Genomic DNA, 18989 nt, shown 5'->3' with positions numbered 1-18989 from the left:
GAGGAATCAACAATGAGATTCAAGGCGAAGCAATGGATGGCGGTATGCCTGCTGTCCGCACTCGTGGGGGGAAGCACCGGATCGGCGGAGGCGGCATCATCCTGGTCCGGGGGCCTGCGGGGAGAGGGAGGGCGGCTCCTGACCGATGTGGCGACAGCCGCAGGCACCGGCCGGCTCGGCAGTGCAGGCGGCAGGCCAACGGCCGCCTCGTTCCGCGTTCCAGCGGGGCTCGCTGTGCTGCCTGACGGCACGGCTGCCGTCTCTGATTCGCGCAACCATGTCATCCGCAGATGGACCCCGGATGGGGTCGCGGACCTCGCCGGCGTCCTGTACCGTATGGACGATAAGGGCTACCCGGCCGGCGGCCTGCTGGATGGAGAGCGGGATGCCTCGCTGTTCGAGGAGCCGCTCGGCTTGTCCGCAGGCGGGGACGGAAGCCTCTATGTCGCCGACGCGGGCAACCATGCCATCCGCCGGATTGACCCGAAGGGCCGCGTGACCACCGTTGCGGGCAGCGGCCGGATTGGCGCCAAGGACGGCAGGGGAGCGGCGGCCGAGTTCTACCGCCCGGGTGACGTGGCTGCTGCTGCGGACGGTACGCTGTATGTGGCCGACACGCTGGGCCACACGATCCGGCGAATTTCGCCAGAGGGCGAAGTTACGACGCTGACCGCGCGCTCCGGCCGCGTAGTCGAAGCTACGCCGGGGCAGGCAGCGGCAGCTGGGGATTATGCCGACGGGCCGCTCACTGAGGCCAAGTTCAACGAGCCGAGCGGTATTGCTCTCGACGCAAGGGGCAATCTGTATGTCAGCGATTCGGGCAATCAGCGGATCCGCTATATCGATCTGGCACAGGGCACGGTAACGACAGTGGCCGGCGGGGGAACGGCCGCCCTCCTCCGGGACCCCTACGTTCCCGGCGGCTTCGCGGACGGTCCGGCCCTGCAGGCCAGGTTGAACTACCCTATGGGCATCGCTGTGACAAGCGAAGGCGGACTGCTCATTGCGGACAGCCAGAACCATGCGGTCCGCTATCTGCTTGACGGGCAGCTCTCCACGCTGGCGGGAGCAGCGGGGCAGAAGAGCGGGGGGGTGGACGGCATTGAAGGATATGCGTCGTTCAGCCGTCCATCGGACGTTGCTGTTCTTGGGGACGGCCGCGTGCTCGTGGCGGATTCGTTCAACAACAAGCTCCGTCTGCTAAGCGGTTACCGGCTGCCGGCCGGTATGTCTGAAGGGGATGAGCCGAAGGTTGCGCTGGACGGCGGCTGGATGAGGTTCGACGCGCCGCCCGAAATTACGGACGGACGCTTAATGGTTCCCGTGCGAGCGGTCACGGAAGCGCTGGGCTACGAGGTGGCGTTCGAGGCGGTCGCACGTACCGTGAAGCTGACGAGAGACGGGGAGTCCGTCGAGCTCGACGTAGGACGCACCGGTATCCGCCGGTACGCGGGAGCAGCTCTGCTTAAGGAGAAGCCGACGGATGCTGCGCCTTACATCAAGAACGACTTGACTTATGTGCCGGTGCGGTTCTTCGCGGAGGAGATTGGGCTCGACGTCCAGTGGGATGCCGCGTCACGTACGGCCATCTTAAGAAGGCCTGAGCACAGTGCCAAGGCAGCCGCGTCCTAAGAAGAGGCGGACTTGATGGAGACCTTCCAGCCGAGCTGGGAAGAAGCCAAAAACACCTGTCCGGCGGGAAGCGATGCTTCCAAGCGGGCAGGTGTTTTTTTGGGATAGAGTGGCCGGAGCCGGCTGGATGAGGTCTACGGATTAAGGTCTACTGATTGAGAATCAGGAGGACGGCCATCCCGACGATAAGGGCGCCAAATACGGAGCTGACCCAAATGATCAGCTTTTTGTTCGGTTCTTCTTTTGCTTTGCGGGACAGCTGGGGAGCCGGTTTCTTTTTTTGCATGGTGATCAGCCCTGCCTTTTTGAATGGTGTAAGAGTATAGTATCATATTGTAATCGTTTTACCAGTAGGGATTTGTTGGCGGCTCCCCTTTATTTTTGTGCGCCAAAAAGATACACTAATCAGAAGACACTTTTATGACAGAGCAAGCGCTGCTGCACGGGGGAGAGGACGCAAGGAAATGCTGTACAAAAACATCGCCAAGCCGGTTCTTTTTGGCATGGATCCAGAGAAGGCCCACCATTTGATCATCGACGGACTGCACACGTTCGGGAACCTGCCGGGGGGACGGACGGTGCTGAACGCCGTATGGGGCGTGAGGCCTGCCGCGGAACTGCGGACCGAGCTGTGGGGTATCGAGTTCCCCAATCCGGTGGGACTGGCTGCAGGGCTCGACAAGAACGGCAAAGCCGTACCTGGCTTCTCGAATATCGGCTTCGGCTTCATGGAAGTCGGGACGGTAACGCCGAAGCCACAGGAGGGCAACCCGCTGCCCCGGCTGTTCCGGCTGCCGGAAGATACGGCATTGATCAACCGGATGGGCTTCAATAATGTCGGCATCGAAGGCATGAAACGCAATCTCCGCAATCAAGGCAAGCGGACCATTCCGCTCGCCATAAATATCGGCAAGAACAAAGCCACACCAAACGAACAGGCGGAGAATGACTATCGCGCTTGCATCGAAGCGCTCTACGGGTACGGGGATTTCTTCGTGGTTAATATCTCGTCGCCGAACACGCCGGATTTGCGGAGCCTGCAGCACGGGGACGAACTCTCCGGCCTTCTCGCTGCAGTGAAGGATGAGATCGGGCGGCAGCATGCCCGCTTCGGCGGCCGGGAGAAGCCGGTGCTCGTCAAGATCGCGCCGGACCTTACGGCGCAGGAAGTCGAATATATGGCAGCCACGATCCTGCGCAGCAACGTATCGGGGATTATCGCGTCCAATACGACGATCGGTCGCGATGGCCTGATGAGCAAGCACCGCGAGGAGACCGGAGGCCTCAGCGGCCGGCCGCTGACCGAGCGTTCGACGGCGCTGATATCAAGTCTCTACCGGGCGACGGAAGGGAAGCTTCCGATCATCGGCTCCGGGGGGATCTTCACGGCCGAAGACGCATATGCCAAGATTCGTGCGGGTGCCTCGCTGGTTGAGATTTATACGGCGCTGATCTATGAAGGACCGGCGCTGCTCGGACGGATCAACCAAGGCCTCGTGAGACTGCTGAAGAAAGACGGCTTCGCGAATGTGAAGGAAGCCATAGGGGCGGCACACCGGGGCAAGTAACAGAACGGAGGACGACGTATGGACGGACGGGACTGGAAGAAATTTCTGATGCCTTACGATCAGGCTGTGGAAGAGTTGAAAGTTAAATTCAAAACCCTGCGTACGGAGCTGAAGAGCCGGGAAGAGTATTCGCCGATCGAGTTCGTAACGGGGCGGGTCAAGCGCATTTCGAGCATATTGGATAAGGCCAAGCGCCTCAGCGTGCCGATGGAGAAGCTTGAAACCGGCATTGAAGATATAGCGGGCATCCGCATCATGTGCCAATTCGTGGAGGATATCGAGCGGCTCGCCGAGCTCATCCGCAGCCGCGAAGACATGACGCTTCTCTATGAGAAGGATTATATCGTGAACAAAAAGCCGAGCGGCTACCGGAGCTATCATATGATCGTGGAATATCCGGTCCAGACGGCGCTCGGTATGAAACGGGTGCTCGCCGAGATCCAGCTGCGCACGCTGGCCATGAATTTCTGGGCGACGATCGAGCATTCGCTGAACTACAAATACCGGGAAAGCCTGCCGCAGGAAGTCGTCAACCGCCTCAGCAAAGCCGCTGAAGCCGCCTATCTGCTGGACCAGGAGATGAGCTCCATCCGCGTAGATATCATGGAAGCGCAGAAGCTCTTCGAAGACAAATCCAACACGGTAACGAAGGTGCTCAACGCGATCCAGGAGCTCTACTTCTACCACCGGGTGCGGGAGGCCGCACAGTTCCAGCTCCGCTTCAACGAGCTCTGGGAGACCGACGATCTCCGCCAGCTCGAAGAGCTGTACAACCAGATCACCGAAGCGATCTCCAGAGCCAAAAAAGCAGGACAGTCTTAAGCCTCCCCGCGAGGGGGGCTGCAGGGAAACGGGGGACTCTCGGACCATGGGCTACGACCGTCTGTACGTGCTGTTCGTCTATTATTTCAATAACCCGCGCGATTATTTTGAATGTCACGAAGTGATGGAAGAGCTGTGGCTCGAGGAAGGCCGGAATCCGCTGTATCAAGGCCTGCTGCAGGTGGCGGTAGGCCTGTATCATTACAGGAACGGCAACAGCAATGGAGCGGTGAAGCTGATGACCGCTGCGCTCGAGAAGCTCGAAGGCCGCCCGGAGCAGACCCTTGGGATCGATCTGGGGAAGCTGCGGGACGACGGCCGGACCTATCTTGACAAACTCCTGCGCCTGCCGCAGGAGCCGTTCCCGTTCTATGATCTGGATATCCGCATTCTGGATGAGGAGCTGGAGGCGCTGGTGGAGGAATTCCAGCAGCATCCGCCAGAGCCGCACCCTGAGGATTGAACGGGCAGCGGATCGATGCGGCTTGCACCCTGGAGTTACGGATACATAACCAAAAAGGCCTTCACGATACCATCGTGAAGGCCTTTCTTTGGGGGCAGGAGTCCCGCTGCCCGGAGAACGCGGGTAAGCCAAACTTGGCCCCGCTTTTACTTCTTATATTTCTCGAGGAAGGCTTTGAGCTTATCGGCTGTCTGTTCGCCTACGAGACGCTCCACCTCTTGTCCGCCCTTATAGTAGACAAGCGTCGGCGTGAATTCCAGGCTGTACTTCTTCCAGCCGTCTTTGAATTCTTCCAGATTGAACTGGTTGATCTGGATGCCAAGCTCCTTGGCGACCGGCATCAAAATCGGTGTGGTCACCTTGCAATGCGGACAAGTGGACGCAAAGTAATACACGAAGAAATCTTCCTTGGCGGCCAGTTTCTTATCGAGCGCGGCCGGCAGGATAATGTTCTGATAATTCGGATCATCGAGCAGTTTCAGTGTTTCCGGGTGAAGCTTGTCCGGCGAGACGCCGTAGACATTGTCTGTGTGCTTGCCGAATTTCTCCTTGTTCGACTGCTGGTTTACGAAGTAAAGCGCGCCGAAGAGGACGAGAATGACGGCTAGGAAAATCCCCAGCTTTTTCAATTTGCTGCCCCTCATTTCATGGAATGTAGTAGTGCTGCCCCTGTACCTAGAGTTCGGCTTATGCTGTCCAAATTCCTCCTTAGCCTTCCCACAAAAGTGAAGGAATTTCGAACGTTCCACGGGATCGGCAGCTTCGGGACAGGAGGCTGCGGGCGGTTGCGGGTCCTGGGCAGAAACAGTACAATGGGGGTACTTGCAGGTCCTGTGCCGCAAGGCTTGGAGACCGGGCAGTCCGACAGGGGCGGATTAGCGCCGGAAGGGCACCAAGAATCGCATAAGGAAACGGGGTCAGGCTTCATGGCGGAGTGTATGCTGCCGCAATCATTCTTAGTACATATGAAAGAACTGCTCGGGGAAGAGGAGTTCCCGGCGTTCGAAGCTTCTTACGGAGAAGCGAGGCTTTACGGGCTCCGTGTCAACACCCTGAAGATAACGCCGGCGCAGTTCCTGGAGCTGACCGAGTGGCAGCTTGAGGGGATCCCTTGGGCTCCCGCCGGCTTCTATTATCAAGAAGGCGTCCGTCCGGGCAAACACCCGCATTATCATGCGGGTCTGTACTATATTCAAGAGCCGAGTGCGATGGCGCCCGTGGAACTGCTGGACGTGCAGCCGGGACACCGGGTGCTCGACCTCTGCGCCGCGCCGGGCGGGAAGACGACACAGCTGGCGGGCAAGCTGCAGGGCTCCGGTCTCATCGCCGCCAACGACATCCACGCGGAACGGGTGAAGGCGCTCGTGAAGAATCTCGAGCTAAACGGGGTGCACGGTGCCCTCGTGCTGAACGAAGATCCGGCGAAGCTGCAGGAGGCGTTCCGCGGGTACTTCGACCGGATTCTGATCGATGCCCCCTGCTCGGGAGAAGGAATGTTCCGTAAGGAAGAGGAGATGGCCAAAGCCTGGCAGGAGGATTGGACGGAGAAGTATGCCGCGATGCAGCGTGTCCTGCTGCGGCAGGCCGCCGTCATGCTGAAGGCCGGCGGACGGCTCGTCTACTCCACATGCACGTTCTCGCCAGAAGAGAACGAGGCGATCATCGCCGGGTTCCTGGACGAGCACCCGGACTTCGAGGTCGTCCCGGCGCCTGCGCTGCCGGGCTTCTCGCCGGGCCGGCCGGACTGGGTCCCGGCCGGGGACAGCGCCCGCGCCGCGGAGACGGCGGGCGCCGCGCGCCTGTGGCCCCACCGCCTCGCGGGCGAGGGCCACTTCGCGGCCGCCCTGCGCCGCCACGCCGCTCCGGCCGGCGGCGAGCCTGCGCTGGCCGCGGCGCCTGCGCCAGCCGCGCGCGGGACCCGGCCGCCGGCAGCGAAGCCGGCGCGCCGCGCTCCGGGCGGCCGCCCGGCCGCGAAGGCCGCTGCGGCGGCCGACCCGCTCGAGGCGCTGGTGCGCTTCGCAGCGGAGGCGCTCGCGGGCGAGCCATACGGCGGCGCGGAGCTCGTGCTGCGCGGCGAGCATGTCTACGCCGCGCCCGCCGGCCTGCCGAGGCTTGACGGCATCCGCGTCGTGCGGCCCGGCTGGTACCTCGGCAGCGCCGCGAAGGGCCGCTTTGCTCCGTCACACGCGCTCGCCATGGGGCTGCGCGCCGAAGAGGCTGCGCGCCGGGTGCACTTCGCTGGAGGCGATCCGCGCGCGGTGCGGTATCTGAAGGGCGAGACGCTGGAGCTTGAGCCCGAGGAGCTGGAGAAGGCCGGCGGGCAGGTACCGGCCAAAGGCTATACGCTCGTCTGTGTCGACGGCTATCCGGTCGGCTGGGCGAAGTGGCAGGAGGGACTGCTCAAGAATGAATATCCCCCGGGTTGGAGGTGGACGTAACCGCGATGAAATCTTCTTTGCGGCTCGATAAATTATTGGCTCATACCGGCTTCGGCACCCGAAGCCAAATCAAATTGCTCGTGAAGTCCGGGGCGGTGACCGTCAACGGCAAGACCGCCAAAGACAGCGGGCAGCAGATCGTACCCGAGAAGGATGTCGTCCGCGTGGACGAGGAGACGGTGCGCTACCGGGAGTTCGTGTATCTCATGCTCCATAAGCCTCCGGGGGTGGTATCGGCAACGGAAGACAACCGGGACCGGACGGTACTCGATCTGCTGGATGAAGCCTATGCCCACCTGGAGCTCTTTCCGGTCGGCCGCCTCGATAAGGATACGGAAGGCCTGCTGCTGCTGACCAACGACGGCAAGATGTCCCACAACTTACTATCGCCGAGGAAGCACGTGCCGAAGACGTATTACGCCGACGTTGAAGGGGCGGTAGGCGAGACGGACATCGAAGCTTTTGCGCAGGGGGTTGCCTTGGATGACGGCTATGTAACGATGCCGGCGCAGCTGCGCATCCTGCACAAGGGAGATCCAGAAGCCGGGGAGCTCTCGAGGATTGAGCTGACGATCCAAGAAGGCAAGTTTCATCAGGTGAAGCGGATGTTTCAGGCGGTCGGCAAGCGTGTGGTGTATCTCAAGCGCCTGTCGATGGGACCGCTCGAGCTTGATCCGCAGCTGCCGCTCGGCAGCGCCAGGGAGCTGACGGAAGCGGAGCTGGAAGGGCTTCGGCAGCACACCGGCGTCTGAGAGCTGGAGCAGGGCTATAACCCATCACACCGGGGCCCTAAGCAAGTGCGATGCAGAAGGCAGAGAGAATGGAGTGAAGACGGTGAGCTACAGGCTGATTGCACTGGATGTGGATGGAACGCTGCTCAACGACAAGGATGAATTGACGGAACGGACGGCGCTGACCGTGCGGGAGGCCTATGAGGCGGGCGCGCGCATCGTGCTCTGTACCGGCAGAGGCCCCGGGAATGCAGTGCCGGTGCTCGATGAGCTCGGACTGCAGGGTGTGCTCATTACCCATAACGGGGCGGCAACGGTAGAGTCGCCCGGCCCGAAGCTGCTGCACGAATTCAGCTATGGAGTTGGGCAGATCGAAGAGCTCATCCGGTTCTGCCGCGAGCGGGGGATCCACTACGATGTCTGTACGGCGCTCGATATGTTCGTCGACCGCCTGGGAGATGCGGTGTCCGAAATGTACGACAAATTCGGCGTGACGGTCGAGCGGGTGGAGGATGTGCTGGCCCTCACGGCGCCGATCGTGAAGTGCACCCTCTTCGGCTCCGGCGACGAACTCGATGCGGCCGAGGCGGAGCTGTCGAAGATGGGGCTGCCTCCCGGGATCCAAAGCATCCGCAGCGGCATTCACTTCCTGGATATTATGCTGGACAGCGTATCCAAGGGCAGTGCTCTTCGTTACTTGGCCGAGCTCTGGGAGATTCCGTCCTCCGAGGTGCTGGCGATCGGCAATTATTACAACGATATCGACATGATCCGCTTTGCCGGCCTCGGCATTGCGATGGAGAATTCGCCCGAGGCGGTGAAGGCGGCGGCCGATACGGTGACGCTCTCGAACAACGAGGAAGGCGTGCATGAAGCGATCCAGCGGCATGTCTTGGCATCCGCTGCTGGTACGGCCGCAAGAAAGGAATAACGCGGCTGGATTGTACAGACGATTGCGAAAAGAACTTGGAAGTGAAACAGGAGCATCCCTGTCCAGGGATGCTCCTCTTTTAATCACAGGACAGCCAATGAAACGTTGATGTTCCGCTAAGGACGCTCAGGCGTTTCACTTGAAATTTCAGAAAAGATAACTCGCATTGCTCGTTTCTGTCATCTGATATTTTTAATAAACGCGCATGACGGTGAAGCCGTTTCTTAACGTAAGCAGGATACAGGGACGGGGGTGCCCCGTTATCCACTCTATATTAGATCAGGACAGCACTCGAGATGATGACAAGCAGAATGAAGAGCACCAGGATGATACCAGCCGAAGTGTAAGCTGTTCCAGCAGACATGGAAATTCCTCCTTACGGGTGTTGGAATCGGACCGAACCCCTTCGGGAAGCGACCGTTAGCCGGTTATGCTGCTTTTTTTGTGCGGTGTGTGTGAGGTTCGGTTTACATTACAGCATATGCGGATATCCTGATTGTCGTATAGACATCCGCCCGGCGCATAGAGTTTGGGCGTGGAAGGACATGCTAAGGCCGTAGGAAAATGTAGTGAGGCATGCCTTGATCTATGAGCCAAGCGGCAGATTGGGAGGGGAATAAGATGAATCACGTGTGGATTAGACCGGATTTGAAGACGGCCGGCGGCGAGGTCAACGATATCCTGTATAAGAACAGGTACGTCGGTACCCTCACTCTCGTATACCGGGAGTCGGACCGGGTCGCTGGCTCGATCCAGCTGGAACAAGAAGTTCTCACTGCCGAGGCCAAAGACGAAGTGTACGATCACGTGCACTCCTATGTACAATCGCTGGTAGGCGCACTGCGGGCCAAGGAATGCGAAGTGATGGTGACCTACAGTTCCTTCGACCATGTGATTGCCACGGAAGGAGCCGATTCCCTGCGCGAAGGACTCGAGGCGGCGGAAGAGGATTTCGACTATGACACCGAATGGATCGATACCGACACGCGGCTGGAGGATGACGATCCGTACGAGCGCGACGAACTGACGCTCGGCGACCTGGAGCTGGTGTTGGTCGGCGAAGCGGAGGACGCGGTGGAGTATCATATCTATGACGGGGACGAGGACTGGGTGGCGGAAGCCTTCCTGCAGATCGAGGACCGAGAAGTCAGCGGAACGGTCCACTGGATGATCGAACCGGAGGACGATATCCTGGATGCGGCAGCCGACCTGCTCGTGCTGGACTTCGATGAGGATGAAGTGGATACGTTCGTGATCCATATGCTGTATGACAATGAGATCATCGAGACGATCGAACTGACGCATGAGGACCTGCTCGATGAGTCGGACGAGGACTCTCTGCTTCTGCTCGAAGACGATGAGGATGAAGATGTGTTCACGGGAAGCCGGGATCATACGATCGTTCTGGCCCGCGACGACGGGGATGTGCTGACCTACGAGATCTATCAGCAGTCTAGCGGCGGCCTGCCGATCGGCACGGCTACAGTCGATATCAGCGACAGGCAGCTTACAGGCTTTATCGATTTTCGGGAGCCGGGCCATCCGTCGGAACGCGAGGAGATTGCAGCGCTGCTCATGGAGGAATTGGATAAGGAAAAAGACTACGAGGCGATCAACCTGTCGATGATGCACCGAAGCCGGGTCATTGAGGAAGTGCTGTTCGAGACGGAGTCGTTCCATTAACATAAGAAGCGGTCAAAAAGGGCGGGGCGAAGAAAGCCGCGTTCTTTTTGCCGTGCTTTTCCAGCCGAAGGCCCGGTGCAGAGGTGCGAGGGGATGAAGCGGAACAGCAAAAAAAGCAAGAAGCTAAGCTTCCGCCTTTTTTGTTCACGGTCCGGACCTTCTGTGCGGTTCCTTGAATATCAGAAAGTCGCATTGTTTGTTTCGGTCATCTGATCTTTTTAATAAACGCGCATCGTCCTTTAAAGGACGATGCGCGTTTATTTCGAGGAGCCGCAGGCATACTGCCAGGCGGGCCTATTCTCCGTGCTCGCCTGGCAGTATGCCTGGGCGCTTAGTGCAGCGGATCGCTGTCCGTCCAGCGAACCGCCCACTCCTTATATTCCTTCTCGGCATCCTCTTTGGCGTGCCCGTAGCGCTCCTGCAGGATCCCGATCAGCTTGTCCTTCTCGCCGCTGATTTGTTCGATATCGTTGTCGGTCAGCTCGCCCCACTGCTTTTTGACCTCGCCTTTGATCTGGTTCCATTTGCCTTTCAGTACCGTCGTCTCCATGAAGGGTCCCTCCTTGTACCATCAGGTATGAATTAGACTTGTCGGTGGGACAAGTCCGCCTCCTCTCCCTTACCCGGGAGGAGGAGCCGTGAACCTGAAGGGGGGCGGGCATCCAGGCGGGGACGCGTCAATGCCGCCCATACGGCAAGGTTCTGCAGCGCTGATGGCTGGGGTACACCCACGCCTTACACTGGATAACAGCACAATTGGTGAGGTCCAAGCCTTGTGTTGGCGGTTCCTTCAGGCGCCTCGCTTGCGGTATACTCCGGAGCCGGCGAGCCTGCACTGCCGCCGCCTGCCTCCTTTGCTCCGGGCTTCAACGGCGCAGGCCCTTCGGATAGTGATTCTTGAGCTGGCCGCCGGAGAGCTTGCCCCAGCCGATCGGGTACCCGTCCACCGTGACGAGCGTCCACCCACTGCCCGGCAGCGGGCTCTCCAACGTCTCGCCGCGAAGGTAGCGGTGGATCTCCTCGCCGTCCGCGCGGAGGTCCACTCGGAGCTGGACGTCCGCTTCCTTCGGCAGCGCAAGGGCCAAGGCATGCGCCGGCTCCACCCGGTTTTTCTTCACCTCGGCCAGGTGAAGTCCGGGGCGCAGCACCTTCAGGCCCTGCAGCAGGCTGCCGTCGAACGGACAGCCCTCCGCTTGCGGCAGCCAGTAGAGCTGCTCGCCGTAGAGGAAGGGCTCGCCCGGCGGCAGCGGGAAGGCCGGGCCTTCGGGCGCCCAGGTCTCGGCGGACCAGCGCTCGTAGAGCCGTACGGCCTCTTCCTCGGGCCGGACGGTGCCCCGCTTGGCTCGCGCCGGGGCCCGCCGCTTGTAGGCCGGAGGAGCGTCCTCTGCGGCCGCATCCGTCCCCGTCAGCCGGAACACGGCGACAAAATGGCCCTCGCCCCGGTGCCGGTGCGGCCAGATGCGCTCGGTCCGCTCGAGCTCGAGTCCCGGGCACAGCTTCAGGATCGCTTCCGCGGTCTCCTCGTTCTCCAGCCTGTTGAACGTGCAGGTCGAGTAGGCGAGCGTGCCGCCCGGCTTCAGCATGCGGACCGCATCCTGCAGGATGTCGAGCTGCCGGGCCGCGCACATCTCCACATGTGCCGGCGACCACTCGGCTACCGCGTCCGGGTCTTTGCGGAACATGCCTTCGCCGGAGCAGGGGGCATCCACCATGATCCGGTCGAAGAAGCGGGGGAACCGCGCAGCGAGCTGCGGAGGATTGCTGCTGACGACCACCGCGTTCGCGATGCCCATCCGCTCGATGTTCTCCGCCAGAATCTTCGCCCGGGCGGGATGGATCTCATTGGAGATCAGCAGCCCTTCTCCCGCGAGCTTGCCCGCGATGTGGGTCGACTTGCCGCCGGGTGCGGCCGCAAGGTCGAGCACGATGTCGCCGGGCTGCGGATCCAGCAGTTCGACGGCTGACATGGCGGACGGCTCCTGGATGTAGTACACGCCGGCGGCGTGGTACGGATGCCTGCCGGGCCTGCTGTCCTCAGGGTAATAATAGCCGCCCGGGCACCATGGGACAGGCTCCAGCGCGAAGAGACGCTGCAGCTCCAGCAGCGCCCCGGGCTCTTCGGGGTTTATTTTACGCGGGTTGATTCGCAGTCCCTGCGTCCGGGGCAGCCCGTAGCTGTCCAGGAACGCCCCGGACTCTTCTCCGAGCATCTTCCGCATTTGTTCGATATAGCTTGAGGGTAAGGTGGTCATTTTGTCGTCGGTCTCCCTTGCATCGCTTCGGCCGTGCGGACCCGCACGGTTCCTTTATTATACAAGTTTCGCCTTATTGTGAGAAGTCAACCGGACATGATATAATGGATTGTCTTTTGGGAGAGGGGAGTTCTAATGGAGTACGCGATTCCCAAGAAAGTGCAGATACTGGGAGAAGATATACAGAAAAGCGAGCTTAAATATCACGATCGGGAAGTGCTGGTCTCGAAGGAATTCACCTTCGACAGCGCCCACCATCTTCACTGTTATGAAGGCAAATGCCAGAGCCTCCACGGCCATACGTACAAGCTGCAGGTGATCATGCGGGGCAAAGTGGACGAGCGGGGGATCACGATCGACTTCGGCGATATCAAGCGGATCGCCAAGGAACGTGTCATCGACCTGCTCGACCACCGCTACCTGAACGACGTGCTGCCTCCAATGAACACGACGGCCGAGAACATGGTCGTCTGGATCTACGAGCAGCTGGCGGCGGCGCTGAAGGACGAGGCCCTGTACCCTGCGGTCCGTCTGGAAGAAGTCCGCTTATGGGAGACGCCGACCTCGTTCGCAGCGGTCACCGCCCGGATGATGGGAGAGGAATGATCGATTTGGAACAGCAAGAGCTTTCAGAGAGGCAAGAGAATGCACGGCACCCGCACGGCATCAAGCTGCCGATGGTGGAGATCTTCGAGACCGTAGAGGGCGAAGGCACCCGTGCCGGGTTCCCTACGGTCTTCATCCGGCTGTTCGGCTGCAATCTGCGCTGCACGTGGTGCGATACGAAGTACAGCTACCCGCCGGCCGAAGCCGAATTCGTCATGACGATCGGCGAGATTGTGGAGGAAGCGGGGAAGTACAAGTCGAAGCACATCTGCTTCACGGGCGGGGAGCCGCTGCTCTATGGGGATAAGTCAGCTTCGCTGATCGAAGCGCTCGTGGCCACCGGCCGTTACACGGACCTGCATGTGGAGACGAACGGAGCGATCGATCTGGCTCCGTTCCTGCAGCGTATCGATTCGCCGGTGGTCCGTTACGTGATGGATTACAAGCTGCCGGATTCCGGCGAAGAGGATAAGATGCTGAAGGGCAACCTGGCGCTGCTCCGCCCGCAGGACGAGCTCAAGTTCGTCATCGGAAGCGAACGCGATTTCTCTGCAGCCGTGCAGGTGCTCCGCGACTATCCGACGAAGGCGCTGCCTCTGTTCTCTCCAGTGTGGGAGACGATGCCGCCGGTGAAGCTGGTCGGTCTGATGCTGGAGCATGGCCTGAGCGGGGTTAAGCTGAACATGCAGCTGCACAAAATCATCTGGGACCCGGCCGAACGGGGCGTGTAAGCGCAGGGCCGGGTTTTTCCATCCGCTTCGGAAGACGGAAGCGGCAGCGCCTCCTTGGAGAAGGAGACGTACATACGTTAAAGTTAAGAGGAAAGAAGGAACGAACCATGACCACCAAAAAAGCGGTCGTTATTCTAAGCGGCGGACTCGACAGCACCACATGTATGGGACTGGCCCGCGAGAAGGGGTACGAGCTGTACCCGATCACATTCGATTATGGACAGCGCCAAAAGCGGGAGATCGACAACGCGCGCAAGGTCGCCGAGTTCTACGGCGTCTCGGCCCGACATAAGGTCATCTCGCTCGGGTTCCTGAAGGAATTCGGCGGCAGCGCGCTCACCGATGACAGCATTGAGGTGCCGGCTGCAGGAGAGACCGGGCTGGAGGGCTCGGATATTCCAGTGACTTACGTTCCCGGCCGGAATCTCCTGTTCCTGTCCATCGCCACTTCGTATGCCGAAGTGACGGGAGCCGAAGCGATCTATATCGGCGTGAATGCACTCGATTACAGCGGGTATCCCGACTGCCGTCCGGAGTTCATCCGCAAGGTTGAAGAAGTCATGGCACTGGCCACGCGTGTCGGAGTCGAAGGCGGACCGATCCGCATCGAGACGCCGCTCATCGATTGGACCAAAGCGGAGATTGTCCGCCAGGGCAACCGGATCGGCGTCCCGTACCAGCTCACCACCTCCTGCTACAATGGTCAGGAAGAGGCCTGCGGCGAGTGCGACAGCTGCCGTCTGCGGCTGAAGGGCTTCGAGGAAGCGGGCTCCTCCGACCCGATCCCGTACCGCGAATCCTAGGGGCCGGTCAGAGGCATGTCCCTTGCGGGCTGTACACGGCAGCCTGCTTGATTTATGCCCTAACAACCTGCGCAGCACGATAAGCGCTTTGTCTCTTCCGAAGAGGCGAAGCGCTTTTTTGCATGACATAAAGCACCACCTTCCGGCGGCTGTCCGGAAACTTTTGCCTGCTCCTCCTCGTCAGTAGTACCGGGGTGATGTTATGAAACCGGGCTATCCATGGGTGACCGTTACGTTCTTGTCCTGCTGGCTGTTCGGGGGATTCTATCTCATCACCTTTTTCCTGACGGCGATGAGCTACAGTCTGCTCTGGCATGTGCCGGCGGACGATTCCACAGAAGTATCATGGATCTACTACGGGGTGCTCTTCTCGGTGCTGCCATATATGCCGATGGGGTTCCTGCTGTACCGGCATATCCGGCAGCGTCCGCTGCTGCTCTGTATGCATGCCGCAGGAACCGGTCTTCTTCTGGAAAAAGGGGGAGCGGCCGTCCTCGGTTACCTGCTCGGCTATGATCCGTGGAGCGGCAATGCGCTGCTCTGCGAAGAGCTTCCTATGTACTGCGGCGCCTTCTACTTCCGCAGCTACGTCCTGTGGGGAACGGCAGCGGCGTTCGTGGCGTTCTACGGGGGGATCCGGCTCGCTCGCTCCAGGCTGCATCATACACGATAATAGAAAGGAGGGGCATTAGGATGAAAACCTTGGAAGGGAACATGTACACGATAGATAAGCTGATCGAAGACTTCAGAGGAATCGGGCTGCATCAAGGGATGACGCTCCTCGTACATTCCTCACTGAAATCGTTCGGAGGCTGGATTCCGGGCGGGCCGGCTTCCGTCATTCTGGCGCTGGAGGAGGTGCTCGGCGGGGAGGGGACCCTGGTGATGCCGGCCCACTCCAGCGACCTCTCGGACCCCTCGCACTGGCAGAATCCGCCGGTGCCCGAAGCTTGGTGGGAGGAGATCCGCCGCACGATGCCGGCGTACGATCCCAGCCTGACGCCGACGCGGGGCATGGGGGTCATCGCCGAATGCTTCCGGGCGCAGGAAGGTGTGCTGCGCAGCGCGCATCCGCAGCTGTCCTTCGCCGCCTGGGGCACCGGAGCCGTGCGGATCACGGAAGGGCATGCGCTGGCCTACAGTCTCGGGGAGACCTCCCCGCTGGCCCGTCTGTACGAAGCGGATGCCCGTGTGCTGCTCCTTGGCGTGGGACATGCGAACAACACATCGATTCATCTGGCCGAATATCGCGCAGCCTATTCGGGCCAAACGGAGATGGAGCAGGCGGCGCCCGTGAAGATCGACGGGAAGAGAGTGTGGACGGCTTTCCGGGATGTGGCGATCGACAGCGGTGATTTTGAGGAGATCGGGGAGGCTTTCGCCGCCGCTTCCGGTCTGGTACAGGAAGGGAGCGTCGCTGAGGCGCGGACCTTGCTCATGCCGCAGCGGGCCTTGGTGGACTTTGCCGTGAAGTGGATGGAAGCGAACCGGGGACAGGCAGCCCGTCCGTGAGCCGGCGGGCAGAGCCAGGCCAAGCCTCAGCCGGCGGATGCGAAGGAAGGTAGCCGGCCCTCTTCCGGCAGAAGCGCGCACGCGAAGGCCTCGGTCCAAGGAGTAAAGAATGGGGCTTTGGAGAAGCCTCCATTCACTACCCCTGGACCACCTTGTTCTTGCCGGTGGTTTTGGCCTCGTACATCGCTTTGTCGGCTCCCTTGATCAAGGTACCGGCGGTCATCCGCTTGCGCCAGCGCTTGCAGCCTATGCTGAGTGTCACGGCCGTTTCTTTCTCGACCCGCATGCGGATCCGTTCGGCGAGCTCCAGCGCATCCGTATCCAGATCATTCACGAGGATGACCAGCTCTTCCCCGCCGTACCGGCTGCAGATCCCGATTTCTTCCGTCTCCTCTGCGAGAATCCGGGCCACCTGTTTCAGCACCTTGTCCCCCATGTGATGGCCTTTCGTATCGTTGAGCTGCTTGAAATTGTCAATGTCGCTGAAGATGAGGGAGACGGGAGCGCCGCTTTTGATATGCTGGGAGACCCGGGTCTCAAAATACTTCCGGTTATAGAGCTTCGTCAGGCCGTCGGTGATGGACGAGGTGTAGATCGCCTGCAGGATTTCGATAACCCTCTCAACGATGAAGAGGAAGAGTACGATATAAAAGAAGAAGGGAACGGCAAGCTCAAGCAAGCGCAGCTCTCCCTGCTTCCCGCCGAACAGATACACATTGGCCATATGGATGGCATGGGAGGCGAAATAGACGGTGAGCATCGTCTGGTACTTCCCGTTCTGCCCGATCCGGGGGTGGACCAGCATGAAGCACAGGAAGATCAGCACGAACAAAAACAGCTCCATGCCGAGCGGCCTCATCAGCGGTTGGAGCTGAGGGCTTCCGGCGAGCCAGCGGTGTGCGGACCAGTAAGTCAGCGAGACGAGGACGGTCACCGCCGCAGTGCAGCCATAGAGGATGAAATCCCTCTGCTTGGTCGCATTGTAGAGCTGGTAGATGCCGGCGTTCACGGTGACGAATGCCAGCACCTTCAGCAGAAGCGAGGTATATTCCTCTCCCGGCGACAGTTCGCCCGAGTAAGCCAAGACAATCATCTGGATATGCTGGATGACCAGAAGCCCCAGGGCAATGATCATCGAGAGGTAGCCGATCTTGCGCCGTGAGAGGAGCAGCCGGAAGGAGACCATCATGGTCATTAGGATGATGACGATGAGAAGGCTGTAGAGATACACCGAGCCGGCGGGGCCGTAGAGCATATCGCGGAGTGACATCGGATTCGGATTCATGCGGTTTGGGACAGCCTCCGGCCTTGAGTAATGGTGTGAATATAACTGACACCTGTCTATTATACCAAACATATATTCGTTTCGGAAAGTCTTGTGATAGGTTCTGAGAATCTGTTAGGATGGAAGAGTGCAAGGACAGGGCGAAAGGAAAGCGTGCTGCATAGCGGCACCAAGAAGCGATCCTCATGCCGCAGGCGACAACAAAGAGAAGACCGGAGGAGGAGAATCATGCGTATTCTGCAAGCGTTGTTTTTTCCGCCGGAGCAGCCGGGCGGCGTATCCTCCATGGTTCCCTTTATGCTGGACCGTTTCAACAAGCGGGGCTGGGAGATGGACTTGTTCTCGCTTCCCAAACGGGTACGGAGCAAGGGGAGCGAGGAAATATCGTTCTCCACATTCGATTGGACGGTCTATGCGGGACATCCCATTGTGGACAAATACATACAGACGTACAAGGATTATATTTGGTGGACGAAGCTCCGCCAGCACAAATCATACGATCTCATTCATGCGCATCATCCTATTGCGGCCCTCGTCATGAAGCGGCTGTTCCCGGACATTCCGCTGATCATGACGGTGCACTCGAGCTATGAGCGGGAGCTGATTCTGAACGGCAAGATAGTGGCGGACGGACCGGAGCACCAATTCTTGACCTCGATCTACCGGGAACTGGAAGAAACGGTCGATCAGCTCATTACGGTATCGAACTCCTTCAAGCAGTATCTCTCGGAGTACGTGCAGGAGCCCGAGAAAATCGGGGTCATCCCGAACGGCTTCGATGAGAAGCGGTTCCGCCCGGTTCACCATGAGAACAAGGTGCCGCAGCTCATTACGGTCTGCCGCCTCGTGCCGGCCAAGGGCCTCGATACGCTGCTGCTGGCCTGCGCCGAACTGCGCCGCAGAGGGCATCCGTTCGTGCTTCATCTTATCGGAGACGGCCCGATGCGGCCGCAGCTCGAAGCGCTGGCGATCGAGCAGGGCCTCTACGAGGATACGATCTTCTACGGCTACATGCTGCATCCGGAGGATTTCATGCCGTTCTTCGATGTCTTCGTCCTGCCGTCGCAGGCGGAGGCGTTCGGTTCGGTGTTCGCCGAAGCGGCCTTGTGCGGCCTGGCCGTCGTGGGGACGCAGGTAGGGGGCATCACCGAACAGATCGAGCACGGGGTGAACGGCCTGCTCGTTCCCGTCGGTGACGTGAAAGCGCTGGCCAGTGCGCTTGAGAAGGTCATCGGGGACCCGATGTACCGTTATCAGCTGGGCCGTGTGGCCCTCGAGAAGGCGACGAAGTCGTACTCGATGGCCCGCGTGGTCCAGCAGCTGCGCGGCGTGTACCGGACGTACCGTAAGGAGAGCAAGGACGCCTGAAGCGTCGCCAGGGGTCAGGTCTGAGGCGGGGGAGGGCGTGCGCTCTTTCCGCTCCTCGGAAGACCGCCGCGCCCCGCAACTGGCTGACGGTCCGCCGGCCGGGCCTCCGCGGAAGTCTGCAGCCGGTGCCGTCGCGGCCTTCCGGCACAGCCAAAAGCCTGGCG

At 60.2% G+C, this 18989-nt stretch carries 20 protein-coding genes; 14 read left to right on the top strand and 6 right to left on the bottom strand.

Annotated features, from left to right (window positions below; genetic code table 11):
• Positions 1 to 12: 12 nt before the first annotated feature.
• Positions 13 to 1632: a stalk domain-containing protein gene (locus tag O9H32_RS00845; RefSeq protein WP_269863818.1), complete on the top strand. Its 1620-nt coding sequence runs from the start codon at positions 13 to 15 to the stop codon at positions 1630 to 1632.
• 148 nt (positions 1633 to 1780) lie between these two features.
• Here O9H32_RS00845 and O9H32_RS00840 read toward each other — a convergent pair whose 3' ends face one another.
• A complete protein-coding gene (locus tag O9H32_RS00840; protein WP_269863817.1) occupies positions 1781 to 1918 on the bottom strand; it encodes a hypothetical protein in 138 nt (45 codons plus the stop codon).
• Between the two features lie 178 nt (positions 1919 to 2096).
• On the opposite strand from O9H32_RS00840, the gene O9H32_RS00835 reads away from it, so the two are divergent.
• From O9H32_RS00835 to O9H32_RS00825, 3 genes are read left to right on the top strand one after another with little or no spacing between them, the layout of a single operon-like run.
• Complete coding sequence (locus tag O9H32_RS00835) at positions 2097 to 3200, top strand: quinone-dependent dihydroorotate dehydrogenase (RefSeq protein ID WP_269863816.1); 1104 nt, start codon at positions 2097 to 2099, stop codon at positions 3198 to 3200.
• Positions 3201 to 3218: 18 nt separating this feature from the next.
• On the top strand, positions 3219 to 4022 hold the full coding sequence (locus O9H32_RS00830) for a GTP pyrophosphokinase (protein ID WP_269863815.1): 804 nt from the start codon (positions 3219 to 3221) through the stop codon (positions 4020 to 4022).
• 46 nt (positions 4023 to 4068) lie between these two features.
• Positions 4069 to 4485 carry a DUF309 domain-containing protein gene (locus O9H32_RS00825; protein ID WP_269863814.1) on the top strand — a complete coding sequence of 139 codons (417 nt, stop codon included), beginning with the start codon at positions 4069 to 4071 and terminating at the stop codon, positions 4483 to 4485.
• 146 nt (positions 4486 to 4631) lie between these two features.
• On the opposite strand, the gene O9H32_RS00820 is transcribed toward O9H32_RS00825, so the two are convergent.
• On the bottom strand, positions 4632 to 5114 hold the full coding sequence (locus O9H32_RS00820) for a thioredoxin family protein (protein WP_269863813.1): 483 nt from the start codon (positions 5112 to 5114) through the stop codon (positions 4632 to 4634).
• A 297-nt stretch (positions 5115 to 5411) separates the two neighbouring features.
• Between O9H32_RS00820 and O9H32_RS00815 the strand changes: the two genes are divergently transcribed.
• The 3 genes from O9H32_RS00815 (at position 5412) to O9H32_RS00805 (ending at position 8585) form a co-directional block, all read left to right on the top strand.
• Positions 5412 to 6923, top strand: coding sequence for an RsmB/NOP family class I SAM-dependent RNA methyltransferase (locus O9H32_RS00815; RefSeq protein ID WP_269864303.1), 1512 nt, complete (start codon positions 5412 to 5414; stop codon positions 6921 to 6923).
• A 5-nt stretch (positions 6924 to 6928) separates the two neighbouring features.
• Positions 6929 to 7675, top strand: coding sequence for a pseudouridine synthase (locus O9H32_RS00810; RefSeq protein ID WP_269863812.1), 747 nt, complete (start codon positions 6929 to 6931; stop codon positions 7673 to 7675).
• An 82-nt stretch (positions 7676 to 7757) separates the two neighbouring features.
• On the top strand, positions 7758 to 8585 hold the full coding sequence (locus tag O9H32_RS00805; RefSeq protein ID WP_269863811.1) for a Cof-type HAD-IIB family hydrolase: 828 nt from the start codon (positions 7758 to 7760) through the stop codon (positions 8583 to 8585).
• Between the two features lie 274 nt (positions 8586 to 8859).
• On the opposite strand, the gene O9H32_RS00800 is transcribed toward O9H32_RS00805, so the two are convergent.
• Entirely contained in the window at positions 8860 to 8949 is a 90-nt protein-coding gene (locus O9H32_RS00800) for a YjcZ family sporulation protein (protein ID WP_269863810.1), read from the bottom strand.
• A 257-nt stretch (positions 8950 to 9206) separates the two neighbouring features.
• Here O9H32_RS00800 and O9H32_RS00795 point away from each other — a divergent pair, with 257 nt between their 5' ends.
• Positions 9207 to 10268 carry a hypothetical protein gene (locus O9H32_RS00795; protein WP_269863809.1) on the top strand — a complete coding sequence of 354 codons (1062 nt, stop codon included), beginning with the start codon at positions 9207 to 9209 and terminating at the stop codon, positions 10266 to 10268.
• 331 nt (positions 10269 to 10599) lie between these two features.
• Here O9H32_RS00795 and O9H32_RS00790 read toward each other — a convergent pair whose 3' ends face one another.
• Positions 10600 to 10818, bottom strand: a complete 219-nt coding sequence (locus tag O9H32_RS00790) for a CsbD family protein (protein WP_269863808.1) — start codon at positions 10816 to 10818, stop codon at positions 10600 to 10602.
• Between the two features lie 316 nt (positions 10819 to 11134).
• Positions 11135 to 12520 carry an RsmB/NOP family class I SAM-dependent RNA methyltransferase gene (locus O9H32_RS00785; protein WP_269863807.1) on the bottom strand — a complete coding sequence of 462 codons (1386 nt, stop codon included), beginning with the start codon at positions 12518 to 12520 and terminating at the stop codon, positions 11135 to 11137.
• Positions 12521 to 12655: 135 nt separating this feature from the next.
• Here O9H32_RS00785 and queD point away from each other — a divergent pair, with 135 nt between their 5' ends.
• The 5 genes from queD (at position 12656) to O9H32_RS00760 (ending at position 16172) form a co-directional block, all read left to right on the top strand.
• Complete coding sequence (queD, locus tag O9H32_RS00780) at positions 12656 to 13126, top strand: 6-carboxytetrahydropterin synthase QueD (RefSeq protein WP_269863805.1); 471 nt, start codon at positions 12656 to 12658, stop codon at positions 13124 to 13126.
• Positions 13123 to 13857 carry a 7-carboxy-7-deazaguanine synthase QueE gene (locus tag O9H32_RS00775; RefSeq protein WP_269863804.1) on the top strand — a complete coding sequence of 245 codons (735 nt, stop codon included), beginning with the start codon at positions 13123 to 13125 and terminating at the stop codon, positions 13855 to 13857. The genes queD and O9H32_RS00775 overlap by 4 nt, the downstream gene beginning before the upstream one ends.
• Positions 13858 to 13964: 107 nt before the next feature.
• The gene (gene queC / locus O9H32_RS00770) at positions 13965 to 14660 is read left to right on the top strand and encodes a 7-cyano-7-deazaguanine synthase QueC (RefSeq protein WP_269863803.1); all 696 of its coding nucleotides are present in this window, start codon (positions 13965 to 13967) and stop codon (positions 14658 to 14660) included.
• Between the two features lie 202 nt (positions 14661 to 14862).
• Positions 14863 to 15333 carry a hypothetical protein gene (locus O9H32_RS00765; protein ID WP_269863802.1) on the top strand — a complete coding sequence of 157 codons (471 nt, stop codon included), beginning with the start codon at positions 14863 to 14865 and terminating at the stop codon, positions 15331 to 15333.
• 20 nt (positions 15334 to 15353) lie between these two features.
• The gene (locus O9H32_RS00760) at positions 15354 to 16172 is read left to right on the top strand and encodes an aminoglycoside N(3)-acetyltransferase (protein WP_269863800.1); all 819 of its coding nucleotides are present in this window, start codon (positions 15354 to 15356) and stop codon (positions 16170 to 16172) included.
• Positions 16173 to 16308: 136 nt separating this feature from the next.
• Here the strand turns inward: O9H32_RS00760 and O9H32_RS00755 are convergent, their stop codons facing one another.
• A complete protein-coding gene (locus O9H32_RS00755) occupies positions 16309 to 17457 on the bottom strand; it encodes a GGDEF domain-containing protein (protein WP_269863798.1) in 1149 nt (382 codons plus the stop codon).
• Between the two features lie 228 nt (positions 17458 to 17685).
• Between O9H32_RS00755 and O9H32_RS00750 the strand changes: the two genes are divergently transcribed.
• A complete protein-coding gene (locus O9H32_RS00750; RefSeq protein ID WP_269863797.1) occupies positions 17686 to 18825 on the top strand; it encodes a glycosyltransferase family 4 protein in 1140 nt (379 codons plus the stop codon).
• Positions 18826 to 18989 lie beyond the last annotated feature (164 nt).

This window comes from Paenibacillus caseinilyticus (genome assembly GCF_027533645.1).
GTDB lineage: Bacteria > Bacillota > Bacilli > Paenibacillales > NBRC-103111 > Paenibacillus_G > Paenibacillus_G caseinilyticus.
This window is presented reverse-complemented; position numbering and strand designations above follow the sequence as displayed.

Bases quoted from the DNA above. Each gene is read 5' to 3' on its own strand.
- O9H32_RS00845 (WP_269863818.1), top strand. From the start codon at position 13: ATGAGATTCAAGGCGAAGCAATGGATGGCGGTATGCCTGCTGTCCGCA.
- O9H32_RS00840 (WP_269863817.1), bottom strand. From the start codon at position 1,918: ATGCAAAAAAAGAAACCGGCTCCCCAGCTGTCCCGCAAAGCAAAAGAA.
- O9H32_RS00835 (WP_269863816.1), top strand. From the start codon at position 2,097: ATGCTGTACAAAAACATCGCCAAGCCGGTTCTTTTTGGCATGGATCCA.
- O9H32_RS00830 (WP_269863815.1), top strand. From the start codon at position 3,219: ATGGACGGACGGGACTGGAAGAAATTTCTGATGCCTTACGATCAGGCT.
- O9H32_RS00825 (WP_269863814.1), top strand. From the start codon at position 4,069: ATGGGCTACGACCGTCTGTACGTGCTGTTCGTCTATTATTTCAATAAC.
- O9H32_RS00815 (WP_269864303.1), top strand. From the start codon at position 5,412: ATGGCGGAGTGTATGCTGCCGCAATCATTCTTAGTACATATGAAAGAA.
- O9H32_RS00810 (WP_269863812.1), top strand. From the start codon at position 6,929: ATGAAATCTTCTTTGCGGCTCGATAAATTATTGGCTCATACCGGCTTC.
- O9H32_RS00800 (WP_269863810.1), bottom strand. From the start codon at position 8,949: ATGTCTGCTGGAACAGCTTACACTTCGGCTGGTATCATCCTGGTGCTC.
- O9H32_RS00795 (WP_269863809.1), top strand. From the start codon at position 9,207: ATGAATCACGTGTGGATTAGACCGGATTTGAAGACGGCCGGCGGCGAG.
- O9H32_RS00790 (WP_269863808.1), bottom strand. From the start codon at position 10,818: ATGGAGACGACGGTACTGAAAGGCAAATGGAACCAGATCAAAGGCGAG.
- O9H32_RS00785 (WP_269863807.1), bottom strand. From the start codon at position 12,520: ATGACCACCTTACCCTCAAGCTATATCGAACAAATGCGGAAGATGCTC.
- queD (WP_269863805.1), top strand. From the start codon at position 12,656: ATGGAGTACGCGATTCCCAAGAAAGTGCAGATACTGGGAGAAGATATA.
- O9H32_RS00775 (WP_269863804.1), top strand. From the start codon at position 13,123: ATGATCGATTTGGAACAGCAAGAGCTTTCAGAGAGGCAAGAGAATGCA.
- queC (WP_269863803.1), top strand. From the start codon at position 13,965: ATGACCACCAAAAAAGCGGTCGTTATTCTAAGCGGCGGACTCGACAGC.
- O9H32_RS00765 (WP_269863802.1), top strand. From the start codon at position 14,863: ATGAAACCGGGCTATCCATGGGTGACCGTTACGTTCTTGTCCTGCTGG.
- O9H32_RS00760 (WP_269863800.1), top strand. From the start codon at position 15,354: ATGAAAACCTTGGAAGGGAACATGTACACGATAGATAAGCTGATCGAA.
- O9H32_RS00755 (WP_269863798.1), bottom strand. From the start codon at position 17,457: ATGAATCCGAATCCGATGTCACTCCGCGATATGCTCTACGGCCCCGCC.
- O9H32_RS00750 (WP_269863797.1), top strand. From the start codon at position 17,686: ATGCGTATTCTGCAAGCGTTGTTTTTTCCGCCGGAGCAGCCGGGCGGC.